The organism is Burkholderia sp. F1 (assembly GCF_050813845.1).
In the GTDB taxonomy this organism is placed as follows: domain Bacteria; phylum Pseudomonadota; class Gammaproteobacteria; order Burkholderiales; family Burkholderiaceae; genus Burkholderia; species Burkholderia ubonensis.
Genome location: NZ_CP172421.1, coordinates 3,471,277 through 3,484,115, shown reverse-complemented (window position 1 = coordinate 3,484,115; position 12,839 = coordinate 3,471,277). Strand labels below are relative to the sequence as shown.

The following is a 12,839-nucleotide window of genomic DNA, read 5'->3' as shown; positions in this document are numbered from 1 at the left end:
TTATGCGGCGAGCTTCGAGATGTCTGCGACGCAGTTCATCTGCTGGTGCAGCGCGGACAGCAGCGCGAGGCGGTTCGCACGCAGCGCGGGATCCTCGGCGTTGACCATCACGTCGTCGAAGAACGCATCGACCGGCGCGCGCAGCGCGGCGAGCGCCGACAGCGCGCCCGTGTACGCACGCGCCTCGAGCTGCGACTGCACGCGCGGCGTCACGGCCGCGAGCTGCTCGTGCAGCGCCTTCTCGGCCGCTTCGACGAACAGGGTCGGCTGCACCGCGCCGTTCGCGCCGCTTTCCGACTTCTTCAGGATGTTCGAGATCCGCTTGTTCGCGGCGGCCAGCGCTTCGGCTTCCGCGAGGCGCGTGAATTCGCGCACGGCGTCGAGGCGCGCGACGATGTCGTCGAGGCGGGTCGGGTTCAGGCTCAGCACCGCGTCGACTTCGCCCGCCGTGTAGCCGCGCTCGCGCAGCAGGCCGCGCAGGCGGTCCATGAAGAACGCGAGGATCGCGTCGGTCGATTCGGCGACGTCCGGCACGGTCGCGAAGCGCGCATGCGCGAGGCGCAGCAGCGACACGAGATCGAGCGGCAGCTGCTTCTCGAGCAGCACGCGCAGCACGCCGAGCGCGTGGCGGCGCAGCGCGAACGGATCCTTCTCGCCGGTCGGCGCGAGGCCGATGCCCCAGATGCCGACGATCGTCTCGAGCTTGTCGGCGAGCGCGACCGCGGTCGACACGGGCGTCGTCGGCAGCGCGTCGCCGGAGAAGCGCGGCTGGTAGTGCTCGGTGCACGCGATCGCGACGTCGTCCGGCTCGCCGTCGTGGCGGGCGTAGTACGTGCCCATCGTGCCCTGCAGCTCGGGGAACTCGCCGACCATGTCGGTCAGCAGGTCGGCCTTCGCCAGTCGCGCGGCGCGCTTCGCATGCGCGGCGTCGGCGCCGATCGCCGGCGCGATCTCGCCGGCCAGCGCCTCGAGGCGCTCGACGCGCGCGAGCGTCGTGCCGAGCTTGTTGTGATAGACGACGTTGGCGAGCAGCGGCACGCGGTCGGCGAGCGTCTTCTTCTTGTCCTGCTCGAAGAAGAACTTCGCGTCGGCGAGGCGCGGGCGCACGACGCGCTCGTTGCCTTCGATGATCTCGCCCGGCGTCTTCGTCTCGATGTTCGACACGATCAGGAAGCGCGAGCGCAGCTTGCCGGCGACGTCGGTCAGCGCGAAGTACTTCTGGTTGGTCTGCATCGTGAGGATCAGGCATTCCTGCGGCACCTGCAGGAATTCGTCCTCGAAGCGGCACGGATAGACGACCGGCCATTCGACGAGCGACGTCACTTCGTCGAGCAGCGCTTCGGGCATCACGACCGTGTCGCCGTTCGCGTGTTCGTTCAGTTGCGTGCGGATCGTTTCCTTGCGGTCGGCGAAATGCGCGATCACCCGGCCCTTGTCGCGCAGCGTGTCCGCATACGCGCGCGCATGCGAGATCGCGACGAGGCCGTCGGACAGGAAGCGGTGGCCGAGCGTCGTGTCGCCGGCGTCGATGCCGAACGCGGTGACGGGCACGATGCGATCGTCGTGCAGCACGGTCAGGCGATGCACCGGTCGCACGAACTGCACGTCGGTGCCGTCCGGGCGCTGGTAGGTCATGACCTTCGGGATCGGCAGCTTCGCAAGCGTCTCGTCGAGCGCGGCCTGCAGGCCGTCCGCGAGCGTCGCGCCGGCGGCCGCGTAGTTGACGAAGAACGCTTCGGCCTTGCCGTCCTGCGCGCGCTCGAGATCGGCGATCGACAGGTTCGGGTGGCCGAGCGCCGCGAGCTTCTTCGCGAGCGGCGCGGTGGGCTTGCCTTCGGCGTCGAGCGCGACCGATACCGGCAGCACCTTTTCACGGACCTGCTTCTCGGGTGCGACGGCGCGCACGTTCTGCACGACGACCGCGAGGCGGCGCGGCGTCGCATAGCGTTCGAAGACGAGCTCGCCTTCGATCAGGTCGCGCGCCGCGAGGCGTTGCGCGAGGCCTTCGGCGAACGCATCGCCGAGGCGCGCGAGGGCCTTCGGCGGCAGCTCTTCGGTCAGCAGTTCGACGAGCAGGGGGGCGGGATGATTGTGCGTCATGATGTGAAGAAGTCTCGTCAGTCCTGATCGATCTTGCGTTCGACCTTCAGCGGCGGCACCCAGGCCGGCTGCGCGGCTTCCTGGGCGTCGGTGGTGAGGCCCGGCACGCCCGGCGGGTTGCCGAGCATCGGGAAGCCGAGCTTCTCGCGCGATTCGTAGTAAGCCTGCGCGACGAGACGCGACAGCGCGCGGATGCGGCCGATGTACGCCGCGCGCTCGGTCACCGAGATCGCGCCGCGCGCGTCGAGCAGGTTGAACGTGTGGCCGGCCTTCAGCACCAGCTCGTACGCGGGCAGCGCGAGCTGCGCGTCGATCATCCGCTTCGCTTCCGCTTCGTAACTGTTGAAGAACGTGAACAGCAGGTCGACGTTCGCATGCTCGAAGTTGTACGTCGACTGCTCGACTTCGTTCTGGTGATAGACGTCGCCGTAGGTCAGGCGGCGCAGCTCGGGGCCGTCCGGGCCTTGCTCTTCCCATTCCGTCCAGATCAGGTCGTACACGTTCTCGACCTTCTGCAGGTACATCGCGAGACGCTCGAGACCGTAGGTGATCTCGCCGAGCACCGGCTTGCAGTCGAGGCCGCCGACCTGCTGGAAGTACGTGAACTGCGTCACTTCCATCCCGTTCAGCCAGACTTCCCAGCCGAGGCCCCACGCGCCGAGCGTCGGGTTCTCCCAGTCGTCCTCGACGAAGCGCACGTCGTTCTGCTTCAGGTCGAAGCCGAGCGCTTCCAGCGAGCCGAGGTAGAGGTCGAGGATGTTTTCCGGCGCCGGCTTGAGCACGACCTGGTACTGGTAGTAGTGCTGCAGGCGGTTCGGGTTCTCGCCGTAGCGGCCGTCCTTCGGGCGGCGCGACGGCTGCACGTACGCGGCGCGCCACGGCTCGGGGCCGATCGCGCGCAGGAACGTATGGACATGCGACGTGCCCGCGCCGACTTCCATGTCGATGGGCTGGAGCAGAGCGCAACCCTGCTTGTCCCAGTAGGACTGCAGGGTCAGGATGATTTGCTGAAACGTAAGCATGAAGAGCCTTCGTGGCGCTGGCGCTCCGTTGCGGGCGGCGTCCCGGGCGGGAACCCGGGGGCGGCTCGCGCGGCGGCGCGGCTTGTTAGTGTGCTGAAACGTGCAATTTTACCGGATCGGCGGGGCGATGCGGCCGGAACGGCGACGAAGGGGGGCGCCGAGGCCCGGCCGGCGGCCCGGCGCGCGTCGTGTCGGCCGGATCGCGCCGGTGCGCCGGCTTGCGTCTCGGCGCCGCGCGCGGACGTTAAGATGCGCGTATTCCGCGTCGCGCGGCCGATAGGCGGCCGCGCAGCTTACCGTATCCGATTGCATGGACGACTCGACCGATTTCCTCGTTCCGCTGCTGCCGCCATTCATCGCGCTGCTCGGGCGGGCCGCCGACGCGCAGGCGCGCGGCGACCGCGCCGCGCACGATCTCTGGCTCGCCGCCGCCGCCCACCTGCATGGGGCCGACCCGGCTTCGCTCGCGCGGCTCACCGCGGCGCTCATCGGCCGGCAGCGCACGGCGGACGCGATCACGCTGGCCGATCTCGGCGCGCGTCTGCATCCGAATGCGGCCGCCCGCTTCAATCTCGGCTACGCGCTGCAGATGGCCGGCCGCCACGCCGAGGCGGTCGCGCCTTACCGCGCGGCGCTCGCGACCGAGCCCGACCTGCCGTCGCTGCGCAACAACCTCGCGATCGCGCTGCGGCTGTCGGGCGGCGATCGCGCGGAGGAGGCGGCCCTGCTCGAGGAGGCGGTGACGTTCGATCCGCACGACGTGCAGGCGTGGATCAACCTCGTCACCGCGCGTCTCGCCGCGCAGGACCTGACGGGGGCGCTCGCGTGCGCGGAACGGCTCGCCGTGCTCGCGCCGGACAACGCGCTCGCGATGAACAACGTCGCGATGGCGATGAAGGAAGCGCAGCGCTGGGACGACGCCGAGCGCTGTGCCGCGCGCGCGTGCGAGCTCGCGCCGGGCGACGCGTCGCACCGCTTCAACCTCGCGATCATCCATCTCGTGCGCGGCGATTACGCGGCGGGCTGGCGCGAGCACGAAGCGCGCTGGGACGGCTCCGGCGAATTGCGCGGCCGCCTGCCGGTGCTGCCCGGCCCACGCTGGCGGGGCGAGCCGCTCGCCGGCAAGACGCTGCTCGTGTGGGGCGAGCAGGGGATGGGCGACGTGCTGCAGTTCTGCCGCTTCATCGCGCCGCTTGCCGAGCGCGTGCATCGCGAAGGCGGGCGGCTCGCATGGAACACGTTTCCGCAGATGGGCATGCTGATGCAGCGCAGCCTCGGCGCGCATGCGGACGCGTTCGGCGCGGGCGGCGGCGTCGACGCACTGCCGCCGTTCGACTACGAAGTGCCGCTGACCAGCCTGCCGCTGATGCTCGGCACCGGCGACGCGACGCTGGCGGCGTCCGTGCCGTACCTGCGGGCCGACGCGCGCGCGCGCGACGCGTGGCGCGCGCGCCTCGCGGGTGAAATCGTGGACGACAGCCGGCTGAAGGTGGGGCTCGTGTGGACGGGCAGCGCGGGGCACCAGCGCAATCCGTTCCGGCGGGTCGGGATCGAACGCTACGTGGACGCGTTCCGCGGGATCGACGGCGTCGCGTTCCATTCGCTGCAGCCGGGCGCGGAGGCCGACGTCGCCGCGGCGCGCGCGGCCGGTCTGCCGATCGCCGATCACACCGCCGAGCTGGCGAGCTTCGACGACACCGCCGCGTACATCGGCGCGCTGGATCTGGTGATTACCGTGTGCACGTCGGTCGCGCATCTGGCCGGCGCGCTCGGCGCGCCGACGTGGGTGCTGCTCGACGTGAATCCGCACTGGCCGTGGCGGCTCGAGCGGCGCGACAGCCCGTGGTATCCGAGCGCGACGCTGTACCGGCAGCCGGCGTTCGGGGAGTGGGGGCCGGTGATGGAAGAGGTTGCAAGGGATTTGCGGCGTCTGGCCATGACGCCGACGGCAACGTGATCCCGCTCCCGTTTTGCACAAAATGCATCATGGATGCTTTTAAAGCAAGCGGGCGACGTAAGCTTCGAGATAAAGCACGCTCGCGAGCGTGGTTCCGATGCTGAACGAGATGGCCCATTTCCGTCGCGACCAGCGCTTATAGGCAATTGCATTGAGAAGGCCAAAGAGTAAAGCCGGGGCAAGCAAATAAGAAAGAAGAAGTGCCCCTTCCCACCACGGGATCGCGCATTTGTCGAGTTCGTGGCAGCCATGTGACGCATGGCTCTGGACTTCTGGCCATTTTATGTGACTGTATGTGTAAAGGAGAAGCCAGATTAATAGCAGGCCATAGAGGGTCCCGCACAGAAAGACCGCGAGTCGCTTCACCTGATTTCCCAAAATAGAATCAACTTTGATTTGCTGAGGTCTGAATAGCTGACATCTGGCAGAACGCTGGTGCCTTGTCGAAACGAGGATATTCCGATATAGCGCCCGATTGTTGAGAAGCTGCCCCAGAAGCCGTTAATTGACATTCGTGAGCCGTTCCATAGGTCAATGTGCCCACCGCTGGCATTTGCCGCAGTTTCCCCTTCGCGTGTCCAGTAACCGTCAAACATGACGATGCCGGTGCGGCCCTTGATCCTGGACTCCCAACCCGATCCGGTGATGTTTTCAGCCTTTCCCAGACCTGCAAAAGGCTGAAGTTTCAACCATGCCCCAAGCTCGTTGGCGCGCGTGGCGGTTGCCTTTCCGTTCAGCAGGATTCGCCCGATACTCGGTTGATCACCAAGCGGCTTGACCAGCTTTGACGAGAACGACTTCATTTCAACGCCAACGCGATGAAGGGCGACGCTCATGCGAATGGCACATTGATTGGTATAGGCCGGATTGTCATAGGGATTGCCGGACGGGTAGACATCCCATAGTTCCTCGAATGTTACCGCCCGTAGTTGCACTACCTTGATGGAGTTGGGCGTCGAGTTCGTTCTTACCGTGGTTGGGCTGTTTGGCATGATGTCCAGTCCTTGTGTGTAAGCGCGTGTTCGCCCCAATAGATCGTGTAGTTCTCGGCGGTGCCGGAATGGATGCGCGGCAACTGGCCGTTAGTGTTGACGCGCCCGGCATAGGTGCGTCCGTCGCTCATTTCAATCAGATACGGATAACTCTGCGGTAGCGTGGTGCGTATGCCGGCTCGCACCTGTTCGTCATAGGTAGCCGAGACATCCGTCGGCACTGCCGTCGCGACCTTGGCTCCCGTGGTGCTTGCGGCCGAGGCGCTGCTTCCTCCTGCCAGCGTCGCCGCTTCCTGCGACGTGACGATCATCTTCATGCCGCGCTCGGCATGGAAAATGGGCGGTGGATTGCACCCGCAGATATTAATGTCGCCGCTCAACGCCCACGGCTTGCCGTTTGGCGCCGTGCCGGGCCGGCGTGGCCCTTTCGGCGCGACAAAACCTTCCTGCTTGCAGGCCGTACAGTAGGTTTTCATGAAAAGCGTCGCGATATTCACCCTTGGTGGCGGGTTCGAACAGGTCACGTTGTCGAGACCTTCGGTGATTACCGCGTTTCCGGCTCGGTCGCCTCTGGCGAGAAAGTAGCGAATCATGCTGCCCTGCCACCGGCGTCGTAGGCCGCGATATGGCTGACGTGGGCAACGGCAGGCCCGATGACTGCCGGGCTGCTGGCAGCGTTGCTCGCCCGGCTGCCTCGCGCCGTGTGTGAGCCGACTGCCGCAAAAAGATGGGCCGGCGCCTTCTGCTCGTGACTCATCCAGATCTCCTTTCTCGACAAATGGGCGAGGATCGCTCCGCACAAAATTTGCGCGAACGAGAAAGGAGAATCAATCAGACGAATTCGAAACTCGGACCACTGATTATTTTTTGTGGCGTGCTTCCAAATTCTCTCGGCAGGGAAAATGCTGCTGCGGATGATTCGGTGTGGCCACTTTCGTCAATTTCGGCCGGCGAAATTGGCATGCCGGCTGCGCGGCGAGCGTCATGCAGCCGCGCATTGCCTGTCACGCAACCGATACGAGATTCAGCCGCGCCGCCGCAGCCCCGGCCCGAACGTGAAGCCGAACGCGAGCAGCACGAACGACACCGCGAGCACGGCAGCGTTGCCGCTCGTCACGTAAGGCGTGAAGCCGCTCGTGCCTTCGATGCGCACGTCGAGCGAGCCGATCGTGAACGGCTTGAGCTGGCCGAGCACGCGGCCGCGCGCGTCGATCGCGGCCGTCATGCCCGTGTTGGTCGCGCGCAGCATCGGCCGGCCGGTCTCGAGCGCGCGCATCCGCGCGATCTGCAGGTGCTGGTCGAGCGCGATCGTGTCGCCGAACCACGCGAGGTTCGTCACGTTGACGAGCACGCCGGGCGGCTGCGGGTTGTCGCGAATGGTGGCGGCGATCTCCTCGCCGAAGATGTCCTCGTAGCAGATGTCGGCCATCACCGGCTGGTTGCGCACGAGGAACGGCTTCTGCACCGGCGCGCCGCGCGCGAAATCGCCGAGCGGCATCTTCATCAGGTCGACGAACCAGCGGAAGCCCCACGGGATGAATTCGCCGAAGGGCACGAGGTGGTGCTTGTCGTAGTGATAGATGTCGCGCGAATTCGGCGTCACGCCGTACAGGCTGTTCGTATAGTCGACGTAGCGCCCGTCGTCGGTGACCGACGCGCCGACCGCGCCGAACAGCACCGCGGAGCCGGTGCTGTCGCTGAACTTGCGCACTGCGCGCGCGAACGGCTCGGGCAATTCCTGGATCATCACCGCGATCGCCGTCTCGGGCGTGACGATCAGGTCGGCGGGCTTGTCGGTGATCATCTGCGTGTACATCTTGATCGCCGCGTCGATGCCCGCCTGCTCGAACTTGATGTCCTGCTTCACGTTGCCCTGCAGCAGCCGGACCGTGAGCGGCGCGTTCGCGGGCACGGTCCACGTCGCCTGCGACAGCGCGATGCCGGCCGCGACGAGCGCGAGCGCGACACCGGCCGGCGCCGCGATGCGCACGCGCCGGTCGCCGCCGTTACCGGCCTGCCGCGCGGAGGGCTGACGGGCGGCGGCGAGCGCCTGCACGACCAGCGCGGCGAACAGCGCGAGCAGCCAGCCGATCCCGTACACGCCGACGATCGCCGCGAAGCCCGCGAACGGGCCGTCGACCTGCGGATAGCCGCTCGCGAGCCACGGAAAGCCGGTGAAGACGGTGCCGCGCAGCCATTCGCCGAGCGCCCACGCGCTCGCGAACGCGAACGCGCCGTGCCAGGTCGGCGCGAACGGCCGCGGGTCCGGTTCGCGGCGGTGCCACGCGTGGCCCGCGCAGAACGACCACAGCCCGGCCGAGAACGCCGGGTATAGCGACAGGAACAGCGAGAACAGCAACAGCGCGGCGCCGGCGAGCGGCGCGGCCATCTCGCCGTACACATGCATGCTGATGTAGAGCCACCAGATGCCGGAGATGAAGTTGCCGAAGCCGAACGCGCCGCCTGTCAGCGCCGCGCTCTTCCAGCTCGCGGTGCGCGTGAGCTGCGCGAAAAACCAGACGAATACCAGGAGCTGCAGCCAGCCGCCGTGCGGGGTCGGCGCGAAGGTCAGGGTATTGGCCGCGCCGGCGAGCAGCGCGGCGGGGTAGTGCCAGCGAGGCAGCGTGCGGCCGGGCGCCGGCGCGAGGAGGCCGCCTGCCGGGCGGGACGGGATCGGCTCGTCCATGCGATTCGAAGGGTGGCGAAGCGGTTGGTGGAGACGCCGCGCGGGGCGCGGCGGTCAGGGGGTCAGTCTTCGTGCGACGTCTCGGCGCGGCGGCTCGCGAGCGGACTGCGGCGCACCAGCAGCACGTGGACCTGGCGCGCGTCGCCGCGCTGGATCTCGAACACGAGGTTGCCGAGCTGCAGCTTCTCGCCGCGGTGCGGGACGCGCCCGAAATGGTGCGTGATCAGGCCGCCGATCGTATCGACCTCTTCGTCGGGGAAATCGGTGCCGAACGCCTCGTTGAACTGCTCGATCTCCGTCAGCGCGCGCACGCGGTAGCGGCCGTCCGGCCCGGAGATGATGTTGCCGGCTTCCTCGTCGAAATCGTATTCGTCCTCGATGTCGCCGACGATCTGCTCGAGCACGTCCTCGATCGTGATCAGGCCCGCGACGCCGCCGTATTCGTCGACGACGATCGCGAGGTGGTTGCGGTTGACCCGGAAGTCGTGCAGCAGTACGTTCAGGCGCTTCGATTCCGGGATGAACACGGCAGGACGCAGCATCCCGCGCACGTCGAATTCCTCTTCCGCATAGAAGCGCAGCAGGTCCTTCGCGAGCAGCACGCCGATCACGTTGTCGCGGTTTTCCTCGTAGACGGGGTAGCGCGAGTGCGCCTTTTCGAGGACGAACGGGATGAAATCCTCGGGCTTGTCGGCGATGTTGATCGCGTCCATCTGCGCGCGCGGCACCATGATGTCGCGGGCGCACAGGTCGGACACCTGGAAGACGCCCTCGATCATCGACAGCGAATCGGCGTCGATCAGGTTGCGTTCGTGCGCGTCCTGGAGGATTTCGAGCAGCTCGCCGCGGGATTCGGGCTCCGGCGAGATGAAGTCGGTCAGGCGCTCGAGCAGCGAGCGCTTTTCATGTGGTTTGTCGTTGGACTTTCGACTGGGATACGAATCGTTCATGGTGGTGCGCCCGGTTCACGTCGGGGCGCGCTGTCACGGAATTGGCAAGGATACACCAAGGGCAAGGCGCGGCCGTGTCACCCCGGCCATCCGGCCGGGGCGGGCAGCCGCGCAAGCCCCGCTCGGGGACAGGCGGGCTCGGCGCCACGCCGTCCTGTCGTTTCCATCCTATCTCAGAAATACGCGGCGGGGCAGCGGCGGACGAAATTCCTGGCAGACCGGCCGGTCGGGCGTCTTTTTCGGGCCGGAGCAGCGGGGGGCGACGATATGTCGCTATGTCGCTGGCGGCGGGCCGCCGAGTTCAGAACCGCATGCCGGCCGAGCAGCCGCCGCCCGCCCCGCCATTGGTCGCGGCGCCGCTGCAGCCGAACACGCCGCAGCCGGACAGCGCGACGCTCGCGACGACGATCAGTGCGACGGCTTTGCAGCGCAGCCAGCGGGGCGAGGTCATGGCGGGCGTCCTTCGAAGATGAACGGGCGGTGCCGGCGGGCGGCCGTGCGGCGCGTCAGCGGCAGCGTGCCAGCAGTCCTTCCAGCGCGCGATCCGGGATGCCGCTCGCGCGCAGCGCGTCGACGGTCCGGCTCACGTAGTCGAGCGTCGTGCCGTAGCGCCCGGACGCGCAGCCGAGCACTTCCTTCACGACGCCGTCCGGCAGCTTGCCGGTGTAGGTCGGCGCGTCGCGCCGCATCACGAACGCGAGCGCCATCACGCGTTCGCCGTTCCCGAGCGAGCACGGCAGCCACGCGGGCCGGTACGAGCCCATCGGCATCTCGCGTTTCCACAGCGTTTCGAGGTGCGGCTGCGCGGTCGCGCCGGCGAGCCGGAATGCGATGCCGCTGCACGAGCCGCCGCGGTCGAGCGCCAGCACGAGGCCCGGGCGCTCCGGCGTGCCGCGGTTCACGCGCGACCACAGATAGAGGCCGCGGTGATAGCCGTGCACCTTGCCGCGCACGGCATCGACGGTCGGCAGCCCGGGATTCCAGATCAGCGACCCATAGCCGAACAGCCAGAGATCCTGCCGGCCGTCCCAGTCGCGCATCGTGTGCGCGAGCGACGCCGCGAGCTCGTCTTCCGTCAGCAGCCGTCCCTCGCCGATCGACGGCGGGTACGCGGGCGGGAGCGTGGCGGCGTTGCGCATCGGGGGCGGGGCGGCTTACCGGTACGGGTTCGGGAAGCCCAGTTTCGCGAGGATGTCGACTTCGAGCGCTTCCATCTCGGCGGCGTCCTCGTCGCTCGTCTCGTGGTCGTAGCCTTGCGCGTGCAGCACGCCGTGCACGAGCAGGTGCGCGTAGTGGGCGTCGAGCGGCTTGCCCTGCTCGCGCGCCTCCTTCTCGACGACCGGGCAGCACAGCACGAGGTCGCCGATCACGGTGCCGTCCGGCGCTTCGTCGTACGCGAAGGTCAGCACGTTGGTCGGGTAGTCCTTGTGGCGGTAGCTGTCGTTCAGCGAGCGGCCTTCTTCGTCGCCGACGAAGCGCACGGTGAGTTGCGCGTCGGCGAACAGTGCGGGCGCGATCCATTCGGCGATCAGCTTGCGCTTGGGGCACGCCTTGCGCACGTCGCCGGTGATCTCGTCGCCGTACTGGACGGCGAGGTCGAGCTCGGGATCGCGGATCGCTTCGTCATCGAGGCCGACGTCGCGCGGCGCGGGTTCGGCGCCGACGTGCAGCGTGATGCTGTCGTAGTGCTCGGGCTGGAGCGCGAGCTTCGCGCGCATCGACGGATCGGCGTGCTGCGCGACGATCGCGACGGCGGCTTCACCGGACGCGCCCGACAGGTCGAACATCAGGCTGCGGCCGTCGGGAAAATCGATTCGCAGCCCCTGCGCGTCGACGGACTTGACCTTGCCCTTCGCATCGAACAGCGAAAGACGGAGCGTTTCGGACGTGGCCTGGTCGGCGCGGGCGGACTTGCGGGAGCGGGACGATTTCATGACGCGTCGGGCAATTGGAACGCGATGAGGATACACCAAACGGCCAATCCCGCCCGAATTCGGCCGGAGCGGCGCCCGTGCGCCGCGCAGCCGAAAAAAAGCCCGGCGCGCCGTGGGGCGGGCCGGGCCGGGCGTGACGCGCGGGCGCGTCAGTCGTCCTTGTGCTGCGCGTGGAACTCGTCGTACGCCTCGACGATGCGCGCGACGAGCGGGTGCCGGACCACGTCGGCGCTCGTGAAGCGCGTGAGCGCGATGCCGCGCACGCCGCCGAGCACCTGCTGCGCCTCGATCAGGCCGCTCTTCTGCGCGCGCGGCAGGTCGACCTGGCTCGTGTCGCCGGTCACGACGGCCTTCGAGCCGAAGCCGATCCGCGTGAGGAACATCTTCATCTGCTCGGGCGTCGTGTTCTGCGCCTCGTCGAGGATGATGAACGCGTGGTTCAGTGTGCGGCCGCGCATGTACGCGAGCGGCGCGATCTCGATCATCTGGCGCTCGAACATCTTCGCGGTCTTGTCGAAGCCGAGCAGGTCGTACAGCGCGTCGTACAGCGGCCGCAGGTACGGATCGACCTTCTGCGCGAGGTCGCCCGGCAGGAAGCCGAGCCGCTCGCCGGCCTCGACGGCCGGGCGCGTCAGCACGATGCGCTTGACCTGGTCGCGCTCGAGCGCGTCGACCGCGCACGCGACCGCGAGATAGGTCTTGCCGGTGCCGGCCGGGCCGATCCCGAACGTGACGTCGTGCGACAGGATCTGCTTCAGGTATTCGCGCTGCGCGGGCGTGCGGCCGCGCAGGTCGGCGCGGCGCGTGTACAGCTTCGGCGCGGGCTCCTCGAGCTCTTCGTCGTCGACGCGCATCACCGGCTCGTCGAACGGATGGTCGGGGTCGCCGCGGAACCGCACGTCGAGCGTGTCTTCGACGCGGCCGTTGCCGCCCGTGTGACGCACCTCGACGAGCGCGAGCTGGATGTCGTCGACCGACAGCGGATCGCGCGAGCGGTTGTAGAAGTTTTCGAGCGCCGTGAGCGCGAGCTTGGCGCCGCGCCCACGAATCGCGATCCGGTGGCCGCGCCGCTGCAGCGTGACGTCGAGTGCCTGTTCGATCTGCCGCAGGTTCTCGTCGAGCGGGCCGCAGAGATTCGCGAGGCGCGCGTTGTCGTCGCGCGGCGCGGTGAATTCCAGTGCTTGGGTGGCTTTCAAAG

The 12,839-nt window shown here is 67.9% G+C and carries 12 protein-coding genes; 1 reads left to right on the top strand and 11 read right to left on the bottom strand.

Features of this window, described 5'->3' with window-relative positions; translation table 11 throughout:
• Together glyS and glyQ are read right to left on the bottom strand one after the other, a co-directional pair.
• Window positions 1-2,100: a glycine--tRNA ligase subunit beta gene (gene glyS / locus ACFIMZ_RS16430; protein WP_431820423.1), complete on the bottom strand. Its 2,100-nt coding sequence runs from the start codon at window positions 2,098-2,100 to the stop codon at window positions 1-3.
• Between the two features lie 17 nt (window positions 2,101-2,117).
• Window positions 2,118-3,122 (bottom strand): glycine--tRNA ligase subunit alpha, encoded by a 1,005-nt coding sequence (gene glyQ / locus ACFIMZ_RS16425; RefSeq protein ID WP_431820422.1) that lies wholly within the window; start codon window positions 3,120-3,122, stop codon window positions 2,118-2,120.
• A gap of 310 nt (window positions 3,123-3,432) precedes the next feature.
• Between glyQ and ACFIMZ_RS16420 the strand changes: the two genes are divergently transcribed.
• Complete coding sequence (locus tag ACFIMZ_RS16420) at window positions 3,433-5,079, top strand: hypothetical protein (protein ID WP_431820421.1); 1,647 nt, start codon at window positions 3,433-3,435, stop codon at window positions 5,077-5,079.
• 39 nt (window positions 5,080-5,118) lie between these two features.
• Here ACFIMZ_RS16420 and ACFIMZ_RS16415 read toward each other — a convergent pair whose 3' ends face one another.
• The 9 genes from ACFIMZ_RS16415 to ACFIMZ_RS16375 form a co-directional block, all read right to left on the bottom strand.
• Complete coding sequence (locus tag ACFIMZ_RS16415) at window positions 5,119-5,445, bottom strand: hypothetical protein (protein WP_431820420.1); 327 nt, start codon at window positions 5,443-5,445, stop codon at window positions 5,119-5,121.
• Window positions 5,442-6,071, bottom strand: a complete 630-nt coding sequence (locus ACFIMZ_RS16410) for a type VI secretion system amidase effector protein Tae4 (RefSeq protein ID WP_431820419.1) — start codon at window positions 6,069-6,071, stop codon at window positions 5,442-5,444. Before ACFIMZ_RS16410 ends, ACFIMZ_RS16415 begins: the two co-directional genes overlap by 4 nt.
• Entirely contained in the window at window positions 6,047-6,664 is a 618-nt protein-coding gene (locus ACFIMZ_RS16405) for a hypothetical protein (RefSeq protein WP_431820418.1), read from the bottom strand. Before ACFIMZ_RS16405 ends, ACFIMZ_RS16410 begins: the two co-directional genes overlap by 25 nt.
• A gap of 431 nt (window positions 6,665-7,095) precedes the next feature.
• Window positions 7,096-8,757 (bottom strand): apolipoprotein N-acyltransferase, encoded by a 1,662-nt coding sequence (gene lnt, locus ACFIMZ_RS16400; RefSeq protein ID WP_431820417.1) that lies wholly within the window; start codon window positions 8,755-8,757, stop codon window positions 7,096-7,098.
• A gap of 62 nt (window positions 8,758-8,819) precedes the next feature.
• Window positions 8,820-9,707, bottom strand: a complete 888-nt coding sequence (locus ACFIMZ_RS16395) for an HlyC/CorC family transporter (protein WP_431820416.1) — start codon at window positions 9,705-9,707, stop codon at window positions 8,820-8,822.
• A 301-nt stretch (window positions 9,708-10,008) separates the two neighbouring features.
• A complete protein-coding gene (locus ACFIMZ_RS16390) occupies window positions 10,009-10,158 on the bottom strand; it encodes a hypothetical protein (RefSeq protein ID WP_431820415.1) in 150 nt (49 codons plus the stop codon).
• Window positions 10,159-10,213: 55 nt separating this feature from the next.
• Complete coding sequence (locus ACFIMZ_RS16385; protein WP_431820414.1) at window positions 10,214-10,846, bottom strand: gamma-glutamylcyclotransferase; 633 nt, start codon at window positions 10,844-10,846, stop codon at window positions 10,214-10,216.
• Window positions 10,847-10,861: 15 nt separating this feature from the next.
• Window positions 10,862-11,641: an rRNA maturation RNase YbeY gene (gene ybeY / locus ACFIMZ_RS16380; protein WP_431820413.1), complete on the bottom strand. Its 780-nt coding sequence runs from the start codon at window positions 11,639-11,641 to the stop codon at window positions 10,862-10,864.
• A 149-nt stretch (window positions 11,642-11,790) separates the two neighbouring features.
• Window positions 11,791-12,837, bottom strand: a complete 1,047-nt coding sequence (locus ACFIMZ_RS16375; RefSeq protein WP_431820412.1) for a PhoH family protein — start codon at window positions 12,835-12,837, stop codon at window positions 11,791-11,793.
• Window positions 12,838-12,839: the final 2 nt, after the last annotated feature.

Excerpts from the sequence above, each read along its gene's own strand:
- glyS (WP_431820423.1), bottom strand. The coding sequence starts at position 2,100 with ATGACGCACAATCATCCCGCCCCCCTGCTCGTCGAACTGCTGACCGAA.
- ACFIMZ_RS16395 (WP_431820416.1), bottom strand. The coding sequence starts at position 9,707 with ATGAACGATTCGTATCCCAGTCGAAAGTCCAACGACAAACCACATGAA.
- ACFIMZ_RS16405 (WP_431820418.1), bottom strand. The coding sequence starts at position 6,664 with ATGATTCGCTACTTTCTCGCCAGAGGCGACCGAGCCGGAAACGCGGTA.
- ACFIMZ_RS16390 (WP_431820415.1), bottom strand. The coding sequence starts at position 10,158 with ATGACCTCGCCCCGCTGGCTGCGCTGCAAAGCCGTCGCACTGATCGTC.
- ACFIMZ_RS16420 (WP_431820421.1), top strand. The coding sequence starts at position 3,433 with ATGGACGACTCGACCGATTTCCTCGTTCCGCTGCTGCCGCCATTCATC.
- ACFIMZ_RS16385 (WP_431820414.1), bottom strand. The coding sequence starts at position 10,846 with ATGCGCAACGCCGCCACGCTCCCGCCCGCGTACCCGCCGTCGATCGGC.
- ybeY (WP_431820413.1), bottom strand. The coding sequence starts at position 11,641 with ATGAAATCGTCCCGCTCCCGCAAGTCCGCCCGCGCCGACCAGGCCACG.
- glyQ (WP_431820422.1), bottom strand. The coding sequence starts at position 3,122 with ATGCTTACGTTTCAGCAAATCATCCTGACCCTGCAGTCCTACTGGGAC.
- ACFIMZ_RS16410 (WP_431820419.1), bottom strand. The coding sequence starts at position 6,071 with ATGCCAAACAGCCCAACCACGGTAAGAACGAACTCGACGCCCAACTCC.
- lnt (WP_431820417.1), bottom strand. The coding sequence starts at position 8,757 with ATGGACGAGCCGATCCCGTCCCGCCCGGCAGGCGGCCTCCTCGCGCCG.